At 57.5% G+C, this 24,212-nt stretch carries 20 protein-coding genes; 10 read left to right on the plus strand and 10 right to left on the minus strand.

The annotated features are described in order from the left end of the window. The 3 genes from ACR0B7_RS15575 to ACR0B7_RS15585 form a co-directional block, all read right to left on the minus strand. Nucleotides 1-486 (minus strand): Arm DNA-binding domain-containing protein (locus tag ACR0B7_RS15575; protein WP_480681949.1); only part of this gene is annotated, 486 nt, incomplete at its 3' end. A gap of 159 nt (nucleotides 487-645) precedes the next feature. Beyond that, nucleotides 646-1,503 (minus strand): methyltransferase domain-containing protein, encoded by an 858-nt coding sequence (locus ACR0B7_RS15580; RefSeq protein ID WP_170485309.1) that lies wholly within the window; start codon nucleotides 1,501-1,503, stop codon nucleotides 646-648. A 23-nt stretch (nucleotides 1,504-1,526) separates the two neighbouring features. Further along, nucleotides 1,527-3,572: an ASKHA domain-containing protein gene (locus ACR0B7_RS15585; RefSeq protein WP_170485311.1), complete on the minus strand. Its 2,046-nt coding sequence runs from the start codon at nucleotides 3,570-3,572 to the stop codon at nucleotides 1,527-1,529. A 217-nt stretch (nucleotides 3,573-3,789) separates the two neighbouring features. Here ACR0B7_RS15585 and guaB point away from each other — a divergent pair, with 217 nt between their 5' ends. The 3 genes from guaB to ACR0B7_RS15600 all read left to right on the plus strand — a co-directional run bounded on the left by guaB (nucleotide 3,790) and on the right by ACR0B7_RS15600 (nucleotide 8,876). After that, nucleotides 3,790-5,238 (plus strand): IMP dehydrogenase, encoded by a 1,449-nt coding sequence (gene guaB, locus ACR0B7_RS15590; protein WP_170389262.1) that lies wholly within the window; start codon nucleotides 3,790-3,792, stop codon nucleotides 5,236-5,238. A gap of 85 nt (nucleotides 5,239-5,323) precedes the next feature. Beyond that, complete coding sequence (locus ACR0B7_RS15595) at nucleotides 5,324-6,481, plus strand: RsmB/NOP family class I SAM-dependent RNA methyltransferase (RefSeq protein ID WP_170485313.1); 1,158 nt, start codon at nucleotides 5,324-5,326, stop codon at nucleotides 6,479-6,481. A gap of 103 nt (nucleotides 6,482-6,584) precedes the next feature. Then, nucleotides 6,585-8,876 (plus strand): ATP-binding protein, encoded by a 2,292-nt coding sequence (locus tag ACR0B7_RS15600; protein ID WP_170576871.1) that lies wholly within the window; start codon nucleotides 6,585-6,587, stop codon nucleotides 8,874-8,876. Between the two features lie 5 nt (nucleotides 8,877-8,881). Here ACR0B7_RS15600 and ACR0B7_RS15605 read toward each other — a convergent pair whose 3' ends face one another. After that, a complete protein-coding gene (locus ACR0B7_RS15605; protein WP_170485317.1) occupies nucleotides 8,882-9,475 on the minus strand; it encodes a sulfotransferase family protein in 594 nt (197 codons plus the stop codon). A 192-nt stretch (nucleotides 9,476-9,667) separates the two neighbouring features. On the opposite strand from ACR0B7_RS15605, the gene recA reads away from it, so the two are divergent. From recA to ACR0B7_RS15625, 4 genes are all read left to right on the plus strand, one after another. Next, entirely contained in the window at nucleotides 9,668-10,735 is a 1,068-nt protein-coding gene (gene recA / locus ACR0B7_RS15610) for a recombinase RecA (RefSeq protein ID WP_170389266.1), read from the plus strand. Nucleotides 10,736-10,871: 136 nt separating this feature from the next. Beyond that, nucleotides 10,872-13,541 carry an alanine--tRNA ligase gene (gene alaS / locus ACR0B7_RS15615; RefSeq protein ID WP_170485319.1) on the plus strand — a complete coding sequence of 890 codons (2,670 nt, stop codon included), beginning with the start codon at nucleotides 10,872-10,874 and terminating at the stop codon, nucleotides 13,539-13,541. A 1-nt stretch (nucleotide 13,542) separates the two neighbouring features. Continuing rightward, nucleotides 13,543-13,830, plus strand: coding sequence for a DUF1330 domain-containing protein (locus ACR0B7_RS15620; RefSeq protein ID WP_170413111.1), 288 nt, complete (start codon nucleotides 13,543-13,545; stop codon nucleotides 13,828-13,830). A 459-nt stretch (nucleotides 13,831-14,289) separates the two neighbouring features. Continuing rightward, nucleotides 14,290-14,817, plus strand: a complete 528-nt coding sequence (locus tag ACR0B7_RS15625; protein WP_480682033.1) for a transglutaminase-like cysteine peptidase — start codon at nucleotides 14,290-14,292, stop codon at nucleotides 14,815-14,817. A gap of 119 nt (nucleotides 14,818-14,936) precedes the next feature. Here ACR0B7_RS15625 and ACR0B7_RS15630 read toward each other — a convergent pair whose 3' ends face one another. The 6 genes from ACR0B7_RS15630 to ACR0B7_RS15655 form a co-directional block, all read right to left on the minus strand. Continuing rightward, nucleotides 14,937-16,001, minus strand: coding sequence for a hypothetical protein (locus ACR0B7_RS15630; RefSeq protein ID WP_480681954.1), 1,065 nt, complete (start codon nucleotides 15,999-16,001; stop codon nucleotides 14,937-14,939). Between the two features lie 272 nt (nucleotides 16,002-16,273). Beyond that, on the minus strand, nucleotides 16,274-18,091 hold the full coding sequence (gene typA / locus ACR0B7_RS15635) for a translational GTPase TypA (protein ID WP_170485324.1): 1,818 nt from the start codon (nucleotides 18,089-18,091) through the stop codon (nucleotides 16,274-16,276). A gap of 74 nt (nucleotides 18,092-18,165) precedes the next feature. After that, nucleotides 18,166-18,501, minus strand: a complete 336-nt coding sequence (locus ACR0B7_RS15640; protein ID WP_170413098.1) for an SMR family transporter — start codon at nucleotides 18,499-18,501, stop codon at nucleotides 18,166-18,168. Nucleotides 18,502-18,879: 378 nt separating this feature from the next. Beyond that, nucleotides 18,880-20,037, minus strand: coding sequence for an HD domain-containing protein (locus tag ACR0B7_RS15645; RefSeq protein WP_170485325.1), 1,158 nt, complete (start codon nucleotides 20,035-20,037; stop codon nucleotides 18,880-18,882). Next, nucleotides 20,034-20,279: a hypothetical protein gene (locus ACR0B7_RS15650; RefSeq protein WP_170389273.1), complete on the minus strand. Its 246-nt coding sequence runs from the start codon at nucleotides 20,277-20,279 to the stop codon at nucleotides 20,034-20,036. The genes ACR0B7_RS15645 and ACR0B7_RS15650 overlap by 4 nt, the downstream gene beginning before the upstream one ends. Continuing rightward, on the minus strand, nucleotides 20,279-20,932 hold the full coding sequence (locus tag ACR0B7_RS15655; RefSeq protein ID WP_170389274.1) for an alpha/beta hydrolase: 654 nt from the start codon (nucleotides 20,930-20,932) through the stop codon (nucleotides 20,279-20,281). Before ACR0B7_RS15655 ends, ACR0B7_RS15650 begins: the two co-directional genes overlap by 1 nt. A 177-nt stretch (nucleotides 20,933-21,109) precedes the next feature. On the opposite strand from ACR0B7_RS15655, the gene iscR reads away from it, so the two are divergent. From iscR to sufB, 3 genes are read left to right on the plus strand one after another with little or no spacing between them, the layout of a single operon-like run. Beyond that, nucleotides 21,110-21,568 carry a Fe-S cluster assembly transcriptional regulator IscR gene (iscR, locus tag ACR0B7_RS15660; protein WP_170485326.1) on the plus strand — a complete coding sequence of 153 codons (459 nt, stop codon included), beginning with the start codon at nucleotides 21,110-21,112 and terminating at the stop codon, nucleotides 21,566-21,568. 60 nt (nucleotides 21,569-21,628) lie between these two features. Continuing rightward, complete coding sequence (locus ACR0B7_RS15665) at nucleotides 21,629-22,672, plus strand: cysteine desulfurase family protein (protein ID WP_170485327.1); 1,044 nt, start codon at nucleotides 21,629-21,631, stop codon at nucleotides 22,670-22,672. Nucleotides 22,673-22,690: 18 nt separating this feature from the next. Then, nucleotides 22,691-24,211, plus strand: a complete 1,521-nt coding sequence (gene sufB, locus ACR0B7_RS15670; protein ID WP_170485328.1) for a Fe-S cluster assembly protein SufB — start codon at nucleotides 22,691-22,693, stop codon at nucleotides 24,209-24,211. The last annotated feature ends 1 nt before the right edge of the window (nucleotide 24,212 follow it).

The following is a 24,212-nucleotide window of genomic DNA, read 5'->3' on the forward strand; positions in this document are numbered from 1 at the left end:
ACCATTGAATGCATGGGCAATTTTTGAGAAGCAAAATGTGACATTCGAAGGCGAAGAACCGGGTTTGTACGCCTCCTCAAAGCTTTCTGAGTTCTTGAGGGGTGAATACCACATGCCGCGCTTTCCATCGCCGCGCAGACGCTCCTTGCGCCCTTCAAATACCATTTCGGCCATTTCCTCGAACGTCGGGTCGTTCTGGCTGTTCTCTTCCTCTAGGCGCTGGCGCTCACGTTCCACAATCGGATCTTCGCCGCGCTCCGCGAAGGCGGCCCACTTGGATCGTTCTTTGCGCGCATCTGATAGGGACATGTCAGGGTAGGAACCCAAACCCATATCTCGCCGCTTTCCATTGATCTGGAATCTGAATGTCCAACGGCCACCGGTTTCGGATCGTTTAAGTGACAGGCCGCCTCCGTCCTGCACGACGCTTCCGGGCGCGGCGTTCTTTACTTGAGTTGCGGAAAGACGGTTATTGCCTCTTGCCATATCTGCCCCGCATTCTGCCCCACACTTGCGGTGGGGTTATTTGCAACAAGTTTACAAAATCGGATACAGGTCGAATTTGCAAAATGCAATAAGTGTTGGGGTGGTGGGTCATTTTGCAACATGTTGCAACAGTAACATGATGCGCGCTACCCGCTCCAATCACTCGGGCCGACGTGCCTGAAACAGGTTGATGAGCGCAGGTACTTTGACCATATCTCCTTCCTGATAGGGCTGGAATTCACCTGCTACTGCGTCCCGAATGGCAGCGACATCTTCGGGGCTGCCGTCGAAATGGGCGATCACCCGTGCCGCTGGGCCTACGCGGGTGCAGAGTGCTGCGCAGTCCTCTAGCGTGCCATGTACCGGCAAGGTCAAGTTTACTGCGTCGACGTTGATGTCAGTCAGCCCGGCGTCTTTCAGCAAACCCGTGACGCGATCCTGATCGTGAAAGGCCAAAGGGCCAGGCGCGTTACGATCCACCTTTGGTGGAGTACCGAGGCGTGCGGTGGCTGCGGTATGCGGGATATAGAACCAGGGGTTGCCAGAAAGCGGGCCCCAAGCGGCAAAGGTCATTTGTCCGCCGGGCTTCAGGGCGCGGGCCATGTTTGCAAAGGCAGCAACCGTATCATCGAAGAACATCACGCCAAAGCGCGAGATCATGGCATCCCGATCGCCTTCGTCGAAAGGGTGGGTCTGCGCGTCTGCGTATTGAAAACCGACATTAGAATGCCCTGCAGCCCGGGCGCGTTCAGCTGCCCGATCCAGAAACGGCTGTGAAAAGTCGGCGGCCAGAACGTGCCCGTTTGGGCCAACGACCTGAGCGACCTGTACCGTGCTTGCCCCTGTGCCGCAGCCGATGTCCAACACGCGATGACCCGGTTGAAGTGCGGCGCGATCCAGTACCAAATCCAAAACCGGGGCCAACAGCGTGTCCATCTGGCTCTCATAGGTTAGCCATTTCGCGCCCGATGGAGAATTCGCCCAAAACTCCGCCTGTTCTTCGTTTGCTGTTGCCATGTCGCCTCCGATCTATGCGGGGACTATGACCTGCGGCGACGGCGACGGCCAGATTTTTCCTCATCCCCGCCGCCCGTGTTGAATGAAGGCGAGGGCAGGGTAACGACCTGCGCAAGTTCTGGGAACGGGTCGGTTTTATGCGGGATTGCGTTGGCGGCGACGAAATGGTCCTGAAACTTGGGCTCGATGGCAGTTTCAACCTTGGTGATCTCGCGCACGACGCGTTCGATTTCCTTGCGCGCGCCGATGTTGCACAGGGCGATCCGCGCGCCGGTTCCGGCGGCGTTGCCCGCGCTTGAAACCTTGTCCAGCGGCGCATCCGGGATCATGCCCAGAACCATCGCGTGTTTGGTCGAGATATGCGCTCCAAACGCCCCGGCCAGAACCACGCGATCAACGGTGTCGACCTCCATCTCGTCCATCAGAAGGCGCGCGCCAGCGTATAGCGCCGATTTCGCCAGTTGGATGGCGCGGATGTCGCCTTGGGTTACGGTGATACGCGGGCCGCCCTCGGCGCTGGCGTCGTGGATCAGATAGGCATGAGTGCGGCCTTCGGGCACGCTGCGGACGGTGCCGGTTTGCGCGGCCGATCCGATCAGGCCGCTTTCGTCCAGCAGCCCGGCGATGCGCATTTCTGCCACGGCTTCGATAATGCCCGAGCCGCAGATGCCGGTGATCCCGGTGGTGGCAATGTCCTGATCGAACCCATCCTCATCGGACCATTTGTCCGACCCGATGACGCGGAAGCGGGGTTCTTTGGTGATGGGATCGATCTCGATCCGTTCAATCGCGCCGGGGGCCGCGCGTTGGCCGGAACTGATCTGTGCGCCCTCAAACGCGGGGCCGGTGGGCGACGAGCAGGCCAGAACGCGGCTGGTGTTGCCCAGCAGGATTTCCGCATTGGTGCCAACATCGACGATCAGCACGAGGTCTTCCGATTTGCCCGGCTCCTCGGATAGTGCAACGGCGGCACAGTCGGCCCCTACATGGCCTGCGATGCAGGGCAGGATATAGACCTGCGCGCGCGGGTTCATTTTGGTCAGGTCCATCTCACGCGCGGGCAGGGACATGCTTTCCGACGTCGCCAACGCGAACGGAGCCTGCCCAAGCTCAACTGGGTCCAGTCCCAGCAGCAGGTGGTGCATGACCGGGTTGCAGACAAAAACTGTCTCGATGATCAGCGCGGCGTCGATCCCGGCCTCATCTGCGATCGAGGTGGTCAGGTCGTTGATCGCCTCGCGCACGGCGCGGGTCATTTCCTGATCGCCGCCGGGGTTCATCATGGCGTAGGAGACACGGCTCATCAGGTCTTCGCCAAAACGGATCTGCGGGTTCATCAGGCCCGAGGACGCCTTGACCTCGCCTGTTTCCAGATCGGTCAGATGGGCGGCGATAGTGGTCGACCCAAGGTCGATGGCCAGACCGTACAGGCCACTTTCATGCAGGCCGGGCCAGATTTCCACGATCCGCGCGACCGAGTCGTTGTGGCCTTTGTGGACGGCTACGGTGACCTCCCACTTACCTTTGCGTAGAACTGGTTGCAGCTTTGCCATCAGCGACAGATCGGCGGTGACGGCGTCGATCTTCCACTGCTCGCGCAAAGCGCGTTCCAGCCGCTCCAGATCGCCGGTGGGCGAATGCATGTCGGGTTCCTCGACCACGACGAAATACAGCCTTGTGGCCGGGTCCATGGTGATGGCGCGCGCGGCAGCGGCCTTGCGCACGACCTGACGGTGGACCTGAGATTCCGGCGGCACGTCAATCACCACGTCGCCCTGAACGGTTGCCTGACACCCCAGACGGCGACCGGGCTTCAACCCGCGCTTGTCTTCATAGCGTTGTTCCACCGCGTTCCATTCGCTCAGCGCGTCCTCGGACACGGTGACGCCATGCTTGGGAAACTCGCCATAGCTGGGCGTGATCTGGCATTTCGAGCATATCCCGCGCCCGCCGCAGACCGAGTCCAGATCGACGCCCAACTGCCGGGCCGCTGTCAGTACCGGAGTACCAACTGGGAAATGCCCGCGTTTGCCCGAGGGGGTAAAGACGACAAGGGGGTCGGTGGTCATATCTGGCCTGCCTTTTGTATTCGCGCGTGTTCCGCGCAAGATATGGTTTTAAGCGCAAAGGGAAAGGCCATTCAGCGGCACGTTTTGCACGTCTAGCGTCGTTTTTTGCCGCGGCAATGCCCCGCAGGGCCAAACTAGTTCAGGTCAGGGGCTTTTCCTTGCCTTAAATCCATGTAATAGGGTCACCGCCAAACGGGGTTTTGCATGGGGTTAATAGATGCAGATTCGTGAGGCACTTACCTTTGACGATGTTCTTTTGGTTCCGGCGGCGTCGTCGGTCCTTCCTGCGACGGCAGATACAGCAACGCGTGTGACGCGCGAAATCACCATGAACATCCCGCTGCTGAGCTCGGCGATGGACACTGTGACCGAGGCGCGCATGGCCATCGCGATGGCGCAGGCCGGTGGGATCGGGGTTATCCACAAGAACTTGACGACTGAAGAACAGGCGCGTGAAGTGCGCAGGGTCAAGCGGTTTGAATCCGGTATCGTCTATAACCCCGTCACGCTGCGCGCAGAACAGACTCTGGCAGATGCCAAGGCTCTGGTCGAGCGTTACAACTTCACCGGCTTCCCTGTGGTGGATGAGGCAGGTCGCGTGGTCGGTATTGTGACCAACCGGGACATGCGCTTTGCAACATCGGACGACCAGCCAATCAAGGCCATGATGACCACGGACAATCTGGCGATGCTGCAGGAGCCAGCCGATCTGGAAGAAGCCAAAAGCCTGATGAAGGCACGCCGGATCGAGAAGTTGCTGGTTGTTGACGGTGCGGGCAAGCTGACCGGTTTGCTGACTTTGAAAGACACCGAGCAAGCGGTGCTGAACCCCACCGCGTGCAAGGACCGTCTGGGCCGCCTGCGTGTTGCGGCAGCGACCTCGGTCGGGGACGCGGGGTTTGAGCGGTCCGAGCAACTGGTGGATTCAGGCGTGGACATTATCGTTGTGGATACCGCGCATGGTCACTCGCAAGGCGTGTTGGACGCAGTGAAGCGGGTTAAAACCCTCTCGAACGAGGTTCAGATCATCGCCGGTAACGTCGCCACCGGTGACGCGACCAAAGCGCTGATCGACGCAGGCGCGGATGCGATCAAGGTCGGTATCGGGCCGGGTTCGATCTGTACTACGCGGATGGTGGCAGGAGTTGGCGTGCCGCAACTTACAGCGATCATGGATTGCGCTGCAGCGGCTGGGGATGTGCCGGTGATTGCCGATGGCGGCATCAAGTTCTCGGGCGATTTCGCCAAGGCGATTGCAGCAGGGGCGTCTTGCGCGATGGTCGGCTCGATGATTGCGGGCACCGATGAAAGCCCGGGTGAGGTGATCTTGTACCAAGGCCGTTCGTTCAAATCTTATCGTGGGATGGGCAGCTTGGGCGCGATGGCGCGTGGCTCGGCCGATCGCTATTTCCAGAAGGACGCGGCGAATGACAAGCTGGTGCCCGAAGGGATTGAGGGGCAGGTGCCCTACAAGGGTTCAGCCAGCGCGGTTGTGCATCAGCTGGTCGGCGGTCTGCGCGCCGCGATGGGCTATACGGGCTGTGCATCCGTCGACGAAATGCGACGCAACTGCAACTTTGTCAAAATCACCGGTGCCGGGTTGAAGGAAAGTCATGTGCATGACGTTCAGATCACACGTGAAAGCCCGAATTACCGCGTAATGTAACCCGCATCGTTTGGCATTGCGGCGCCCGGACAAGGGCGCCGTATTGCGTTCAGCGTGGTTAAGTTCAGCAATCTGGGAAAGCCCCATGACACCTGCCGCACGTATTCAGGCTTCGATCGAAATTCTCGATGACATACTCGCTGGTGTGCCCGTTGAAAAAGCCCTGACGGGCTGGGCCCGTCGCAGCCGCTTTGCCGGGTCCAAGGACCGTGCTGCGGTGCGCGATCATGCATTTGGCGCGCTACGTTGCAAACGATCTTTTGCAGCCTTGGGTGGTGCAGAGACCGGTCGCGGTCTTATGATCGGCGCGATGCGTGCGTCAGGTGCTGACCTCACCGAGACCTTCACCGGCGCTCGACACGCTCCATCTCAGGTATCTAATGAGGAGGCCGCGCGCGACTTTGTGTCGGACGCCGAGCGGTACGACATTCCGGATTGGCTGTGGCCCGGGTTCAATGCGTCGCTGGGTGATCAGGCGGTTCCGGTCGCGATGGCCCTGCAAAAGCGTGCTCCGGTCCATCTGCGCGTCAACTTGTTAAAATCCGATCGTTCCGCAGCAGTTGCCTCTTTGGCGGCCGAGGGCATCGAAGCCCAACCTCATCCCGCCTGTGAAACCGCATTAGAGGTCGTCGAGGGCGCTCGCAAGATCGCTCAGAGCCGCGCTTATGCGGATGGGCTGGTCGAGCTACAGGATGCTGCGAGCCAGGCAGTTGTATCAGCGTTGGATTTGCGGCCGGGTATGCGTGTTCTGGACTATTGCGCTGGTGGAGGTGGGAAATCTCTGGCCTTGGCCGCATACCCCGGTATCGAGGTTTTTGCACATGATGTGAATACGGGCCGGATGCGTGATTTGCCGGCCAGAGCAAAGCGAGCGGGTGCGCGTATCCGGGTTTTGTCCACCGACGAGGCGCTCCAGAACGGTCCGTTCGACGTTGTGTTGGTTGATGCGCCGTGCTCAGGCAGCGGCGCGTGGCGGCGTGCGCCTGCAGGGAAATGGGCTTTGTCATTGCAACGACTGGCCGATTTGTCTTCGTTACAGGGCGAGATACTGGAAAAAACGTCCTCTCTGGTCGCTGAGAAAGGCGTGCTGGCTTATGCGACATGTTCGATGCTGCAAGAAGAAAACGGAGCGGTGGTGGACCATTTCAGGAAAGCCCACTTGGAATGGGATGAGATTTTCCGCAAAACGTGGCTTGCAGCACACGGCACTGATGGGTTCTTTTCAGCACACTTGAAGCGATAATATCTGCGCGAATAACAACCAAAAGGAGAGTGTTCGCGAGAATTAAGCGGGCGTTAACCTTATTTGGGCTGATTGTATAAAAGCCCATTGATCTGAGTTGTTTATGCCCGAAACAGCAGAATTATTTTTTCGTCCACCCCTCAAGAAAATGCCCGCTGGCGCGCGATTGGCTTCGTTAATAGCGTTTGGAGCGGCGCTCAGCTTGGCGCCGCTTGCCGTTGGGCTACCGGTTACTTTGGGGGCCGGTATGTCGGTAGCTGGGGCTACACTTTTAGTTGTTGCCTTCGTGGTTGTCGTCAGGGGGTGGATTGCGGATCAATCTACGCGGCAGTCCGTCGAAGTGATGGCCTTGTTTGCAGAACAAGACATGTTCCCGTGCTTGATTGCGGATGCAGAAGGCAACGTGTTGTCGGCCAACTCTATGGCCAGAGCACGGTTTCACGCTTTTCCGGGCGTCACGCTTGAGAAATGCTTGGCGTCGGTGTTTGCAAATCCATCGGCGATCCTTCTCCGCCTGCAATCTCTTACTGAAATACACGGCCGTGCACGCGAGGATGTGGTCACCGTCGGTTCAACAGTTCCGGTGTCGGTATTTGGCGTCGGACATGCCCTGTATTGTTGGCGATTTCATCTGGGTGAGCAGGGCCAGTGGGACGACGCCAACGTACCGGTTTTGACACATGGGCGAAATGGCACCTTATTGCGTGTAAACGGCGCGGCCGAACATTTGTTGGGGTACAAGCCGGAGAATGTGCAGCAAGTTTTTTCGACCGAGGTTCCTGAATCCGGCGATGTCATACGGGCGGAAACGTCAGATGGCCCACTGCCAGTGACGGTCTGCGACGTTTCTCGATCGGGGTCCGTTCGCGATACGCTAGTTCTTCCCGTGAACGTGGCGATCAGCCAGATTCCCGAAGCTCCGTTTGCTGACTTGCCTGTGCCGATTATGTGCCTTTCTCTTGATGGCCTGATCTTGGATGCGAACCGTCTTGCGGTGCATTTGGTTGGAGACATACGGCCCGGGGAAACGAATGTGGCCCAGATCATGCAGGGGTTGGGCTATCCAATTCACGATTGGCTGTCGCAGTCGGCAGCGGAAGACGCAGTGCCACGGTCTGAGTTTTTGCGCCTTTCACGGCGCGACAAGGAAGTTTTCGTTCAGGTTACGCTAAGCAAGGTAACAACGAACGGAGATGTCTGTCTGGTCGCCGTGCTGAATGATGCCACCGAGTTGAAGACGCTTGAGGCCCAATTTGTTCAGGGGCAGAAGATGCAGGCCGTCGGGCAATTGGCTGGTGGTGTTGCCCATGATTTCAATAACTTGCTGACCGCGATTTCCGGCCATTGCGACCTGTTGCTGTTGCGCCATGACCAGAACGATCCCAACTACGGCGATTTGGTTCAGATTAACCAGAACGCGAACAGAGCAGCAGCTTTGGTTAGTCAATTGTTGGCGTTTTCGCGCAAACAAACTCTGCAACCCGAAGTTTTGGATTTGCGAGACACGATTTCAGATTTGATCCATCTTTTGAACAGGTTGTTGGGTGAGAAGGTCAGGCTGAGTCTAAGTCACGACCCTGTTCTAAAGCCTGTTCGCGCGGACAAAAGACAGCTTGAACAGGTTTTTATGAATCTGGTCGTCAATGCACGGGATGCGATGCCTGAAGGTGGGGAAGTGCGGATCGAGACAGAAGTCGTCGCACTGTCCGAACCCTATCGGCGGGACCGCGCAACCGTTCAACCCGGCGAGTATGTTACCGTGAAGGTCATAGACAGCGGTGTCGGGATTCCGGCGGACAAAATGCAAAAGGTGTTCGAGCCGTTTTATACGACCAAACGGACTGGCGAGGGTACAGGTCTGGGTTTGTCGACCGTCTACGGCATCGTCAAGCAAACCGGAGGGTTTATCTTTGTCGACAGCCTGGTCGGGCGCGGAACTGAGTTTACAGTGTTCCTTCCGGTGGCTGGCGATGCTCAAAAAATCACCCCTGATGAGGTCGTTGTGCCAGACTCAGGAAGTGCGCGGCAGGGTGAAGGCGTCGTTCTTCTGGTCGAGGATGAGGCTCCGGTCAGGGCGTTCGCGACACGCGCGCTACGTCTGAAGGGATACACAGTGCTCGAGGCGGCCTCAGCAGAAGAAGCCCTGAAGTTGCTGGAGGATGGCTCATTGAATGTGGACGTTTTTGTTACAGATGTTGTGATGCCCGGAATGGATGGCCCGACTTGGGTGCGTCGGGCGATAGAGGATCGGCCCGATGTCAGAGTGATTTTCATGTCGGGGTATACCGAAGGTGCATTTGGAGAGTCCGAACCCGAGATTGCGAACTCGACGTTCCTGCCAAAACCGTTCTCTTTGAATCAACTGACCGAGGCCGTGTTCCAACAGATCAACTGACCGCTTCAGAGCGCGGCATCATGACACGCGAATTCTGAGGCGTAGTTTTGGCGAAACGTCTTTTCCGTTTCAGCCGCCAAATTCAACTCGCGCGGCGGAGAGACGTTTTCCCGTTTCAACGAGATTTCCATGTCCAGCCGGTTCTGTAGGAAGTCCAGTATCCCGGTCTGGTTTTCATATTTGAAGATGTGACTTGCCCCGAATCCGTTGCTGCGCGTGCGGAAAAACTGGCTCTGGCTGCCAACATCAGCAAACTCGGGCCGGGGGGATTGCATATATGCTTGTACAAATTCATCAAAGCTCATGCCCTGTGTCGAATGGGGGTGGCCCACACGTTCCTCTCGACCGCGAAACTTGTACCAACTGCCAAGCCAATCAAGCGGTTCACGGACAACGGCCATGACTTCCATCTCGGTGTCGTACATTTTCCGAAATATGTTCTGAAAAAACCGGTCGTACCGCCGAACTGGGGCGTGTTTGAGGTCAGGCGGCCCCGTCACAACTATGTCAGCGCGATCTCGCAGTGCCGAGTGATACGCTGTGCTGCCGGTCTTGGGGACGGCTAGAAACGCGAGGCGTTCTTTATAGAAAACAAGCAATTATCCGGTCCTTGGCCTCGTTTCTCACGAGGGCAGAGTGTCGTAAACGACTCTTTAACACAATTGCTGAACAGTAATTTATGTAAGTTTTTATTGAAATGTTCTCTTTTTGGTCTCATAAGGAACAAGAGGCGAACAAAGCAGCGATTGCCGCCCGTTCAAGGGTGTGACAAAAGAGAAGGCGACAGGACAATGGCGGATCTTCTAACCATGAGCGACAAGAAAAACGCAGACAAGCAAAAGGCGCTCGACAGCGCGCTGGCACAGATCGAACGTCAGTTCGGTAAGGGCTCGATCATGAAGCTGGGCGAAGATGCCAAGCAGGATATCGACGCCAGCTCGACCGGTTCTCTGGGGCTGGATATCGCGCTGGGAATCGGTGGTCTGCCGATGGGTCGGATTGTCGAAATTTACGGACCTGAAAGCTCGGGCAAAACCACACTGACGCTGCATTGCATCGCAGAGCAGCAGAAACGCGGCGGTGTCTGTGCGTTCGTTGATGCGGAACACGCGCTTGATCCGCAATATGCCCGCAAGCTGGGTGTTGATCTGGATGAGCTGCTGATCTCGCAGCCCGACACCGGTGAACAGGCGCTTGAGATCACCGATACGCTGGTACGGTCCGGCGCGGTGAATATGGTCGTGGTCGACTCGGTTGCTGCGCTGACCCCGAAGTCGGAACTGGAAGGCGATATGGGCGACAGCAATGTCGGCGTGCAGGCCCGTTTGATGAGCCAGGCGATGCGCAAGCTGACCGGTTCGATCAGCCGCTCGAACTGCATGGTGATCTTCATTAACCAGATTCGGATGAAGATCGGCGTTATGTTCGGCAGCCCGGAGACGACGACCGGTGGTAACGCTCTGAAGTTCTACAGCTCGGTCCGTCTGGATATCCGCCGTATTGGTGCGATCAAGGACCGCGACGAGGTTGTCGGCAACCAGACCCGTGTGAAAGTCGTCAAGAACAAGGTGGCGCCACCGTTCAAGCAGGTGGAATTCGACATCATGTATGGCGAAGGCATCAGCAAGATGGGCGAACTGTTGGATCTGGGTGTCAAGGCCGGTGTGGTTGAGAAATCCGGCTCGTGGTTCAGCTATGGTGATGAGCGGATCGGGCAGGGGCGTGAGAACGCCAAGCAGTACCTGCGAGACAACAGCCGGATTGCGTTTGATATCGAGGATAAAATCCGGGCCGCGCACGGGCTGGATTTCGACATGCCGCCAGGCGCGGCCGAGGATGACGATATTCTCGAGGCCTGATCTCACCCATAGTTCTAACAGACGGGCGGTCCTTTGGGGCCGCCTTGTTTCGTTTGGGCCTCCAATCCTGTGGACTATCCCAAGGGACGGGGATAAACCCATCTGGAACAAGATGATTGCGCGCTGAGAGAGCCTTATGCCCACGCTGAACGATATCCGATCGACCTTTCTGAACTACTTTGCCAAACAAGGGCACGAAGTGGTGGCGTCCAGCCCTCTGGTGCCCCGCAATGACCCGACGCTGATGTTCGTGAACTCGGGCATGGTGCAGTTCAAAAACCTCTTTACAGGCGTCGAAACCCGCAACTATCAGCGCGCGACGACTGCGCAGAAATGCGTGCGTGCAGGTGGCAAGCATAACGATCTGGACAATGTGGGTTACACTGCGCGGCACCACACATTCTTTGAAATGTTGGGGAACTTCTCGTTCGGGGACTACTTCAAACATGACGCGATCCCCTTCGCGTGGGAGCTGATCACCAAGGAATTCGGTATCGACAAGAACCGCCTGCTGACAACGGTTTACCACACCGATGACGAGGCGTTCGAGATTTGGAAGAAGGTCGGCGTTCCCGAAGACCGGATCATCCGCATCGCCACCAGTGACAACTTCTGGCAGATGGGGCCGACCGGGCCATGTGGTCCGTGCACTGAGATTTTCTATGACCACGGCGATCACATCTGGGGCGGCCCTCCGGGTTCGGCCGAGGAAGATGGCGACCGGTTCATCGAAATCTGGAACATCGTTTTTATGCAGAACGAGCAGTTCGAGGACGGCTCGATGGTGGAACTGGACATGCAGTCCATCGACACCGGCATGGGGCTGGAACGGATCGGCGCATTGCTGCAGGGCAGCCATGACAACTATGACACCGACCTGTTCAAAACGTTGATTGAGGCGTCGGCTGAAGCGACCGGAGTTGATCCCTATGGCGATCAGAACGTACATCACCGCGTGATTGCGGATCACTTACGTTCGACCTCGTTCCTGATTGCCGACGGCGTGATGCCCAGCAATGACGGGCGCGGCTACGTCCTGCGCCGCATTATGCGCCGCGCGATGCGCCACGCGCACCTGCTGGGTGCGAAAGATCCGGTGATGCACCGCCTTGTGCCCTCGCTGGTGCAGTTGATGGGCGCGCAGTATACGGAACTGGGACAGGCGCAAGCTCTGATCGAGGAGACCTTGTTGCTGGAAGAAACCCGGTTCAAACAGACCCTCGATCGCGGTTTGAAACTTCTGGATGACGAAGTCGCGGGATTGCCCGAAGGGGCTGCTTTGCCCGGTGATGCGGCGTTTAAACTCTATGACACTTATGGCTTCCCGCTGGACCTGACACAGGACGCATTGCGTGAAAAAGGCCGGACGGTGGATACTGATGGGTTCGACGAAGCCATGGCCGAACAAAAGGCCAAAGCGCGCGCTGCGTGGGCTGGGTCCGGTGAGGCGGCGGATCAGGCGGTTTGGTTTGACGTTCTGGACAGCGCTGGGGCGACTGACTTTCTGGGCTATGACACTGAAAAGGCCGAAGGGCAGGTTGCTGCTCTGGTCGTGGATGGCGCGTTGGTTGACACCATCGAGCAGGGCGGCACTGGTTGGGTCATCGTGAACCAAACCCCATTCTATGGCGAAGCCGGTGGTCAGGTCGGTGATACCGGCGAAATCCGACGGCTTGAGAATATGCAGGATGTGGCGCAGGTTGAAGACACGCGCAAATTTGCCGAAGGCAAGGTCTATGCGCATAAGGTGACGGTCAGCCAGGGCAGCCTGTCCAAAGGCGACGGCGTCGAGCTTGCGGTCGACCACACTCGCCGCAGCGCGATCCGGGCCAATCACTCGGCCACGCACCTGCTGCACGAGGCGCTGCGCGAAACGCTGGGTGATCACGTGGCGCAGCGTGGATCGCTGAATGCATCCGACCGGTTGCGGTTCGATTTCAGCCATTCCAAGGCGCTGAGCACCGAGGAATTGCAAAAAGTCGAACGTGAGGTGAATGCCTTTATCCGTCAGAACTCGACCGTTGAAACCAGGATCATGACGCCAGACGATGCGCGCGAACTGGGCGCGCAGGCTCTGTTTGGTGAGAAATACGGCGATGAGGTGCGCGTCGTTTCGATGGGAAAGGCACCGACCGGCAAAGGGCAGGATGGTGAGACTTGGTCGATCGAACTCTGTGGGGGCACCCATGTCCGTCAGACCGGAGATATTGGAACCTTTGTCGTTCTAGGCGACAGCGCCAGCAGCGCCGGTGTGCGTCGGATCGAGGCGTTGACTGGGGATGAGGCGTTCAAGCACCTGACAGCTCAAGATCAGCGTCTTGGGCAGATCGCTTTGGAGCTCAAGGCGCAACCGGATGATGTTGTCAGCCGCGTCAAGGCTTTGCTGGACGAACGTAAAGCACTTCAAAACGAAGTCGCACAGCTACGCCGCGATTTGGCGATGGCCGGCGGCAGCGGGCAGGGCGGAGCCGAGGCCAAAGACGTGAACGGGGTCCAGTTCCTTGCGCAGGCACTGACCGGAGTTTCAGGTAAGGATTTGCCTGCTCTTATCGACGAGCACAAAAGTCGATTGGGCTCAGGCGCTGTGTTGCTGATTGCGGATACGGGCGGCAAAGCGGCCGTCGCCGCCGGAGTAACGCAGGATCTGACGGAGAAAGTGTCAGCCGTCGATCTGGTGCGCGCCGCAGTCGCCGAGCTGGGCGGCAAGGGCGGCGGTGGTCGTCCGGACATGGCGCAAGGCGGTGGCAAGGACGCCTCGAATTCCGATGCGGCAATTAAGGCCGCCGAAAATATACTAGGAGGATAAGATGACCGCTCTTTGGATTGCGCATGTCACTGTGACGGACGCCGAGGCTTACGGGAAATACGCTGAGTTAGCTGGCCCCGCGATTGCCAAGCATGGTGGCGAGTTCATCGCGCGCGCGGCGCGATACGTGCAGCTTGAAGGGAAAGAGCGGCCGCGGAACGTGGTTGCCCGCTTTCCTTCAGTTGAGGCCGCGGTCGAGTGCTATAACTCGCCCGAGTATCAAGAGGCCCTGGATCACGCGCGGGGTGCAAGCGAGCGTGAACTGGTGGTTGTCGAGCTCACCGAGTAGAATCAATTTGGTTGCCGGGTTGCGATTTACCCGGCAGCCGATCTCATGCGCGGAATTCAGCCAACGTCCAAAAAAGTAATTGTGGCCGTTTCTGCGTTTGGACTTTCCTCCCGCGAATTTAGTTTTTTCAAAGACTTGGCTAAGAACGCGCCCGCTGCCGCTGAATTCCCGCGCCTTAATTGTGGCCGAGTTCGCGCATTTCTTGCCTGAAATGGTCATATTGAGTAACGAAATTCCGCCTCTTTTCCCTCGCACCTTCGCGTCTGATTGCACAGGAGTGCCCGTTTACCGATAGTTTCGGAAATCGGAATACGGTCCCCTCTGTCGGCAATCGCTCGGAGAGACAATGATCGAGGGACAGGCATGAAATCGATTGGCATCGTACACAGGGCTTTAGCGGGGAAAACTGCCTTGGCGATTGGACGGTTCTTTGGGGTTTCCGCATTGGCCTGCGCGTCAATGTTTAGTGCGTCCAGCGTCACCGCGAGTGAAGGAAGCTTTATTCGGGCTGTGGTCGCATCACCTCCACCGGCGGGGGCGCGGCAATTGTGCAGACAATATGCGTGGGCGTGCTCTAATAAATCGTCGATTTCTTTGACGAACCAGCAAGAGATGCAGATCGTCAAACGTGTCAATCGACAAGTCAATGCGACAACGCGAGAGGTCGCGGACCAGACGCAATACAGAACGGTTGAACGGTGGGCTTTGCCGACCTCGCGAGGTGGAGATTGCGAAGATTTTGCCCTGTTGAAGAAAAGGGACCTGATCCGAGCTGGCATCGACCCCAGCAAGCTTTTGATTGCGACAGTTTTGGATAGGCAAAGACAAGCCCATGCTGTGTTGGTTTATCGCTCGGCGGGTGGAGATCTGGTGTTGGACAATTTGACCAACCGCATAAAACCGTGGTCGGCGACACGCTATCTGTTTCTGAGAATGCAGGATCCGCGAAAACCCAGTAGCTGGGTCGGTGTTTACGGTCGAAGCTGATCAGGTGATTCAACACGCACCTTGATGTCTTGGTCTAAAGAAAAAAGGGCGACCTGGAGGTCGCCCTTTGGTGTTTTCAGGAGTGTAGCAGCAACCTCTGCGGCTGCGTGAACCTTGGATCAGTCGAACACGCCGCCTAAGCCCGCACCGCGCGAGTTGCCTCCGCCGCCGTTGCCGTTGCTACCGCCCTGGCCATTCCCGCCGAAAATATCAACGTTGTTATTCCCGCCGTTGCCATTGCCGTTTCCATTGTTTCCGTTGTTATTCCCGCCGTTCCCGTTTCCGCCAGTGCCGCCACCGCCGGGGTTATCTGTGCCGGAGGGGTTGTTGGTTTGGCCGCCAGGATTGGTTCCGTCGTCGTGACCGGAACGGTTATTGCCGTTTCCACCGCCGTTGCCGTTTCCGTTGTCGTCGCCGTCGCCATTGTCGCCGCCGTTACCATCGCCGTTGTCGTCGCCGTCGCCGTTGTCGCCGCCGTTACCATCGCCGTTGTCGTCGCCGTCGCCATTGTCGCCGCCGTTACCATCGCCGTTGTCGTCGCCGTCGCCATTGTCGCCGCCGTTACCATCGCCGTTGTCGTCGCCGTCACCGTTGTCGCCGCCGTTACCATTGCCGTTGTCGTCGCCGTCACCGTTGTCGTCGCCGTCACCGTTACCGTTACCGTTACCGTTACCGTCGTCGCCATTGTCGTCGCCGTTACCGTCGTCGCCATTGTCGTCGCCGTTACCGTCGTCGCCTTCGTCGTCGCTGTCACCGCCCCCTCCAGGAGCGCCGCCACCTGGGGTGCCGCTGGTTGGAGTGACGCCTCCGCCTCCGGTAGATCCGCCGCCATTGCCACCGCCAGAGGAATTGGATCCGACCTGTGGACCTTCGTCATTAGCCGATCCGTCACCGGACCGCTGTGACACACCGATCGACGCTGTTGGAATGTCAGTCAATACTGCAGCAAAGGCAGGACAGCTTTCCAATGTACGTGCAAGGATGTCCTCAAAGTCTGGGCGGCGCTGGATATAGCGCAGCATACGCGCGTCCACGACTTGGCAATTACAAAGAGTTTCCGTCGACACGGATTGCCGTGCGGTACTGACCGTACACATTTCAGATGCTTGGGCTGCGCCTACTGTCGCAAATGGAAATGTCGCAGAAACGAATACAATAGATAACAAACGGGATTTTACGCGCATAGCGCCACTCCTCCGAACTCTTTAACACGTCACAACTTGACACATTAGTGCCACACTTTGGTCATAAATACATCCATCCCTTGCCACATTTTCAAGATGTGTGGGCGAAAGAAAACAAAAATTAATTCACGCCTAGGTAGAAAGTTTATTAAAAACAAATAAAAAGCCCACCTCACTGGTGGGCTTTGTTAATGCGATTATCCCATTTCTGGGCGCAAAAGTGTCACGGGCGCATTATTGTTTCCCGTGAGTGAACTGCGTCGCTTTTCTCTTTAGGCAGACTTCGCCATGCGCTTACGCTCGTGCGGATCGAGGTAGCGTTTGCGCAGCCGAATGGCGTTTGGAGTAACTTCGACCAGCTCATCATCATCGATATAGGCAATCGCTTCTTCCAGCGAGAACTGAACATGCGGCGTCAGTCGTACCGCATCGTCCGAGCCACTGGCGCGCACGTTGGTCAGCTTTTTGCCCTTCAGCGGGTTTACTTCCAGATCGTTGTCGCGGGAATGCTCTCCGATCACCATGCCCTGATAGACATCGGTCTGAGGGGCCACGAACATGCGCCCACGCTCCTCAAGATTCCACAGAGCATAGGCCACGGCCTGTCCGTTCTCCATCGAGATCAGAACACCTGCGCGACGACCCGGAATTGGCCCTTTATGCGCGGCCCAACCGTGGAAAACGCGGTTCAGAACGCCGGTGCCGCGTGTATCGGTCAGAAATTCGCCGTGATAGCCAATCAGACCCCGTGACGGTACATGCGCGATGATGCGGGTCTTCCCGGCACCTGCGGGGCGCATTTCAACCAACTCACCCTTGCGCGTGCCGGTGACCTTCTCGATCACCGCGCCCGAGAACTCGTCGTCTACGTCAATGGTGACTTCTTCGATGGGCTCCATACGCTGGCCGTCTTCCTCGCGGAACAGGACCTGCGGGCGCGAGATGCTGAGCTCGAACCCTTCGCGGCGCATGTTTTCGATCAGAACGCCCATCTGCAATTCGCCACGGCCTGCGACCTCGAACGCTTCGCCGCCGGGGGTGTCGGTGATGCGGATGGCGACGTTTGATTCGGCCTCTTTCATCAGGCGGTCGCGGATGACGCGGGATTGGACCTTTTTGCCGTCCCGACCGGCCAGAGGCGAGTCGTTGATACCGAAGGTCACGGTGATGGTCGGCGGGTCGATCGGTTGCGCAGGCAGCGCTTCTTCCACCTGCGGGGAAACCAGCGAATCCGCAACGGTCGCCTTGCTCATCCCTGCGATGGTTACGATGTCGCCGGCTTCGGCCACGTCGATGGGCTGCTGGGCCAGGCCGCGGAACGCGAGGATTTTCGAGGCGCGGAAGTTTTCGATCAGCGTACCGTCGCGCGACAACGCCTTAAGGCTGTCCCCGGCTTTCAGCGTGCCGCTTTCAACTCGGCCGGTTAGGATGCGGCCGATGAACGGGTCGCTGCCCAGTGTGGTTGCGAGCATACGGAACGGCTCGTCTTTCTTGTCTGCCTGCTTGGGGGCAGGGACGTGGTCGACGATCAGGTCGAACAGGGCGGTCAGGTCCTTGCGGGGGCCATCCAGCTCCATATCCGCCCAACCGGACCGGCCTGAGGCGTACATGGCAGGGAAATCCAACTGGTCGTCGTCGGCACCGAGGTTGGCGAACAGGTCAAAACACTCGTCCAGCGCGCGATCAGGTTCAGCGTCAGGTTTGTCGACCTTGTTCAGAACGACGATCGGGCGCAGGCCCAGTGCCAGCGCCTTGGAGGTCACAAACTTCGTTTGCGGCATCGGGCCCTCGGCGGCATCGACCAGCAGAACCACTCCGTCCACCATGCTGAGGATCCGCTCGACCTCACCACCGAAATCGGCGTGGCCGGGGGTGTCGACGATATTGATCCGCGTGCCCTTCCACTCGACGCTGGTGGCCTTGGCGAGGATGGTGATCCCGCGCTCGCGCTCAAGATCGTTGCTGTCCATGGCGCGTTCCGCCACGGCCTGATTTTCCCGGAACGCGCCGGATTGTTTAAGCAGCTCATCCACCAGGGTCGTCTTGCCGTGGTCCACGTGAGCGATGATTGCGATATTGCGCAGGTCCATGAGGTCAGCCTTTGAACGGGAAGTTGCCGCGCGCATAACGCGGATTGACCAAATAGACCAGCCCTAACCGGCGGTCAGTGGCCTGCGGTCTTTGAAAACAGGTGAATGACAAGGATTCCAGTCAGGATCATGGTCAGGCCAAGAACGGCGGGCCAGTCCAACCTTTGCCCAAAAACGATGAACCCGATGATCGCGATCAGAAAGATGCCAAGGCCGGACCAGATCGCATAGACGATTCCAACGGGCATGTATTTCAGCGTCAGACCCAGTAGATAGAAGGCGATGCCGTAAGACACAACGACAAGCACTGATGGCCAGAATCGGCTGAATTGCTGGCTGGCTTGCAAGGAAGTCGTGCCAACGGTCTCGGCAATAACTGCCAGAAGTAGAATCAAATACGCTTTGGGCACGGCAGGTCTCGCGTTGAGTGTAAGTCACTTTGTTGAGCACGGAACTTTGCGCCACTGCAAGAGGTTTTTGCAAGACCGGTAATCTTGCCTCCGTCGGCGGAATGTGACGCGGTGAGGGTCTGGTTTACCTTACTGTTTAATAAGGAAAATATGTGGCATCAGACCCATGTTTGTTAGTTTTATTTTGCGAGTATTTTTATGACGAAGTTTGCAATTTCCGTCATCGCTGTATCGGCTTTGATTGTGGCGCTGGGGTGGCTAGCTGACGGGGGGTCCGTCAAGAATAGTGTGGCCAGGAATGTTGAATGGTTGAGTGGTACTGAAACCTAGCGTCTGCCGTTTGCGGGAAAAAAGGGGCGTTGCAGCCCCTTTTTTTCGTCAGTGGCTCAGGTTTTCCGAGAAATACTGGTCCAACTGCGGCCGCAGCCATGACCACAGCCGGGGGGCACCCCGTGAGATAGGTTTGCCAACACGCGTTTCGATTTGGGCAAAGGTCACGTTATAGTCCACCCATGAGCCGCCACCGGTTTCTAGGTTTCCGATCGGTGTCTGAAACCGGTCAATCGCTTTGGCAAAACGCGCATCAGGCGTTTCAGCGGCCTCGAACTCCTGCCAAAGCGAGTAAAACATTTGATCCTGGTCCGACGGGAGCAGTCCGAACAATCGGGTCGCCGCAGCCTGTTCCTCGGCTTCTTGTGCGGCATGGTCAACATGGCCGTGAATCGGGTGATCTCCGGCATCTATTTCGACGATGTCATGCAGCAAAAGCATTTTGAGGACGCGGTGGATTGAAACATTCGGGTCGGCATACTCGGATAATACCCACGCAAACAGCATGATATGCCATGAGTGCTCGGCAGAGTTCTCGAACCGCGTGCCTGACAAAAGCCGTGATGCCCGTGAAACGGATTTGAGCTGGTCGGATTCGGCCAGAAAAGGAAGACGCCTAGCGAACGGCGTGTCTTGGCTAGCCGTTTTTTCAAGCATCGCACGGGCAAGCCGGAACGCGTCGGGGAAGTCAGTTTCCAGATAAGCTGCACGTCCGCCGCTCAGGTTGTCGCGGACAACATCCAAGTGATCAGAACGCGGGTCAGGCGCACACAGCACCTGGAACATGGGCTGGCACCGGTCGAGGATTTTGGCGAACCGGGCGTCGGCAGATGAGTCCGCCTCAAACTCTTGCCATAGCGACAGGAAATCCTGCGATTGGTCGTCAGGTAGCAATCCGAATAACTCTGCCGCCGCCGCGCGTTCCGCGCGTTCGACGGCCTGCCAATCCGTCGCAAGGTGGATCGGGTGATCTCCTACAATGATCTCGACCAGATCATGCAGCAAAAGCATACGGATGACACGGTCGATATTGACGTCATCACCAGCCAAGGGTTCCATGACCAAGGCCCAAAGAGCCAGTTGCCAGCTATGCTCTGCCGCATTTTCCGGGCGGGACTGATCCAACAAGGCGTTGGCGCGATCAACCGATTTCAGTTTGTCCGCGCATTTAAGGAATTGGACTTGCGCGGACAGTCTCTCAGTCATTGTTTTTCAATCGCCTTTATTTTCTTGCGATGTTCCGACAGACGTTGAATCACAAACTGACGTGCCTTGCGTTCCGCCAGCCGCACCCGAATCTCGGTCAGAAACGCCTCCTCCAGCGTTTGAGAGGATGCGCCAAGCAATTCACCAACCTCGACAAAAAAGCGGTCTTCACCGGTTTCGTCCATGACTTTCAACGTATCCTCGGCCAGTTTTGCCGCGAGGGTGTTGAGGGAATCGGACATCAGCGCGTGGTCTCGGTCAGTCGGCGTTTCACATAGTCACTGACATCGGTGATCAGAGTGTCCATGTGGCGATCCTGGAAGAAGTGGTCAGCGCCCTCAACCTCGTTATGGGTAATGGTGATGCCCTTTTGTTCGTGCAGCTTGTTGACCAGCGCTGTCGTGTCCGCAGGTGGTGCGACTCGGTCTGCCGAGCCATTGATGATCAGGCCGGACGACGGGCAGGGGGCCAGGAACGAGAAGTCGTACATATTGGCCGGGGGCGAAACGCTGATAAAGCCGGTGATTTCGGGGCGGCGCATCAGCAGTTGCATGCCAATCCACGCACCGAACGAGAAACCGGCAACCCAACAATGTTTCGAATTGTTGTTCATCGACTGCAGGTAGTCCAGCGCCGAGGCAGCATCGCTTAGCTCACCAACGCCCTGATCATATTCGCCTTGGCTACGGCCTACGCCACGGAAGTTGAACCGCAGAACGGTGAAGCCCATGTTGTAGAACGCATAGTGAAGATTATAGACCACCTTGTTGTTCATGGTCCCGCCGAATTGAGGATGAGGGTGCAGCACGATGGCGATCGGTGCGTCTTTTTCCTTTTGCGGGTGGTAACGGCCTTCCAAGCGGCCTTCTGGTCCGGGAAAAATCACCTCGGGCATGTGTGCGTCGGTCCTGTCTTTTTCTTCTGGGGGCCCGGATATACTTGACGGTTATCGTCGGGCACCTTAGAACGGTTCTAATTGTGATATGCGCTTGCGGGCGCTGTCAGTCGGAGATACGCACTGGCAGCGGCGGCGTCAATGTTTTCGCGTGTAACCTGCCAAGAGGGAAAGACAATGAAGCTGTCGACCAAGGGTCGTTACGCGATGGTAGCGTTGGCCGATATCGCACTTCAGCCGTCCAACGGGTTAGTAACGCTTGGTGAAATCTCGGAAAGACAAGATATTTCTTTGCCGTATCTGGAACAACTGTTCGTCAAGTTGCGCCGAGCCGATCTTGTCTCGTCGGTTCGTGGTCCTGGCGGAGGTTACCGGCTTTCCCGACCCGCGGCAGAGATACGCGTTGTCGAAATTCTGGCCGCAGTTGATGAAACGGTTGATGCAATGCAAAAGGGGGCCGGAGCGTCTGGCGCCTCATCCGGCAGCCGTGCGCAATCCCTGACCAATCGTTTGTGGGAAGGTCTGAGCGCTCATGTCTACGTCTTTTTACACCAGACCCGGCTTTCAGATGTCATAAAGAACGATCTTGCCCCGTGCCCCGCGGTTCCGAGCCTTTTCGCGGTTGTGGACGAATAAGATGGCGGTTCCTGTAATTGCGGTGAATGGACGATTTGCTGGCTCGGCAAAGGTGTATCCATGAGTCGCGTTTATCTTGACCACAACGCGACCTCTCCGCTGCGGCCCGAAGCGCGCGAAGCAATGATCGCCGCGATGGAGGTTTGCGGGAACCCATCGTCGGTGCACGCGGAAGGTCGCGCAGCCAAGGCTCTTGTCGAACGGGCGAGGGCACAGATCGCGTCTGCGTTTGGCGCGGACGGTTCGGATATTGTTTTCACTTCGGGTTCAACAGAGGGCGCAGCGCTGGCGCTGGAGGGTCGCGGTCTGAGCGGAGCCAGCATCGAACATGATGCCGTCCGAGCGTGGATAGAGGAAGATCTGGCTGTATCAAAAAGCGGTCTGGTCGAAGTCCCGGCCCCTCAGAAATCAACACTTCAACTTGCGAACTCGGAAACGGGGATCATTCAGTCGTTACCAGCGGGACTGGCGGTCACGGATGCGACTCAGGCTTTTGGCAAGTTGCCTGTCGCTTTCAACTGGTTGGACACGCAAATGGCGCTGATTTCGGCGCACAAGCTGGGTGGGCCAAAGGGCATCGGCGCGGTCGTGATGAAGCGGGGTACTGATTTGCCTGCGCGGATAAAGGGCGGCGGACAGGAAATGGGGCGTCGCTCGGGAACTGAAAACGTCATTGGAATTGCCGGGTTTGGCGCTGCGGCCGAGGCCGCCGCGCGCGATTTGGCCAATGGTGTTTGGGAGCGGGTCAAAGAATTTAGAAATATTCTAGAAAAGACCCTTGAGGCTGGTTCTAAATCTACTATTTTTGTCGGAAAAGGTCAGGAGCGCCTGCCCAATACCCTTTGTTTCGCGACTCCTGGTTGGAGAGGCGAAACTCAGGTCATGCAGATGGATTTGGCAGGATTTGCGGTTAGCGCGGGCTCGGCCTGTTCCAGCGGCAAAGTTCGGGCAAGCGCGGTTTTGACTGCAATGGGATTTGATGAGGCAACGGCGGCCAGCGCAATTCGCGTATCGCTTGGCCCTCATACGAGTGAAGAAGATGTGCTGCGTTTCGCGGAAACGTGGCTGGAAAAAGAGAAAAAGCATCGCGCGCGTGCCGCGTGATCTGACGGAGGGTGTCTTATGGCCGCTTTGGACCAGACCCAGGTAAAAGAAGGTGTCGATCAGGAAACCGTGGATGCGGTGCGTGAGGTCGGAACCTATAAATACGGTTGGGATACCGATATCGAGATGGAATATGCGCCCAAGGGCGTGAACCCGGATATCGTCCGTCTGATCTCGGAAAAGAACGAAGAGCCCGAGTGGATGACCGAATGGCGTCTGGCCGCGTTCGAGCGCTGGACCCAGATTGAAGAGCCGAACTGGGCAATGGTCAACTATCCCAAGATCGACTTTCAGGACCAGTATTATTATGCCCGTCCCAAGTCGATGGAGGAAAAGCCCAAGTCCTTGGATGAGGTCGACCCGAAACTGCTGGCCACTTATGAAAAGCTGGGCATTCCGCTGAAAGAGCAGATGATTCTGGCAGGCGTCGAGGGGGCCGAAGATGCGCCCGCCGAAGGCCGCAAGGTCGCTGTGGATGCCGTGTTTGACTCGGTCTCTGTCGGCACCACGTTTCAGGCTGAATTGAAGAAGGCCGGTGTGATCTTCTGCTCGATTTCCGAGGCGATCCGTGAACATCCTGAATTGGTCAAGAAATACCTTGGCTCGGTGGTTCCGGTCTCGGACAACTTCTATGCCACGCTGAACTCGGCCGTGTTCTCGGATGGATCGTTCGTTTACATCCCGCCGGGTGTGCGCTGCCCGATGGAGCTGAGCACCTATTTCCGCATCAACGCGGAAAACACCGGTCAGTTTGAGCGCACGCTGATCGTCGCCGACAAGGGTTCGTATGTGTCTTACCTTGAGGGCTGCACAGCTCCCCAGCGTGATACTGCGCAACTGCATGCCGCTGTGGTCGAGATCATCATCGAAGAAGACGCCGAGGTGAAATACTCGACCGTTCAGAACTGGTTCCCCGGAGATGAGAATGGCAAGGGCGGTATCTACAACTTTGTGACCAAACGCGCCGATTGCCGGGGGGATCGCTCCAAGGTGATGTGGACGCAGGTCGAAACCGGCTCGGCCGTGACATGGAAATACCCGTCCTGCATCCTGCGCGGTGAGGAAAGCCAGGGTGAGTTCTATTCGATCGCGATCACGAACAACTACCAGCAGGCCGATACCGGCACTAAGATGGTTCACCTTGGCAAGAACACCAAGTCGCGGATCGTGTCCAAGGGCATCAGCGCGGGTAAGGCGCAGAATACCTACCGTGGGCTGGTCTCGATGCATCCCAAGGCCAAGAACAGCCGGAACTACACCCAGTGTGACAGCCTGCTGATTGGCGACAAATGTGGGGCACATACCGTGCCGTATATCGAGGTCAAGAACAACTCGAGCCGAGTTGAGCATGAGGCGACGACATCGAAGGTGGATGACGATCAGCTATTCTATTGCCGTCAGCGCGGCATGGATGAGGAAGAAGCCGTGGCGCTGGTCGTCAACGGATTCTGCAAGGACGTGCTGCAGGCATTGCCGATGGAGTTTGCAATGGAAGCGCAGCAGCTTGTTGCGATCAGCCTCGAAGGGTCTGTCGGGTAAT

It is taken from the genome of Ruegeria sp. BB6, from assembly GCF_056539385.1.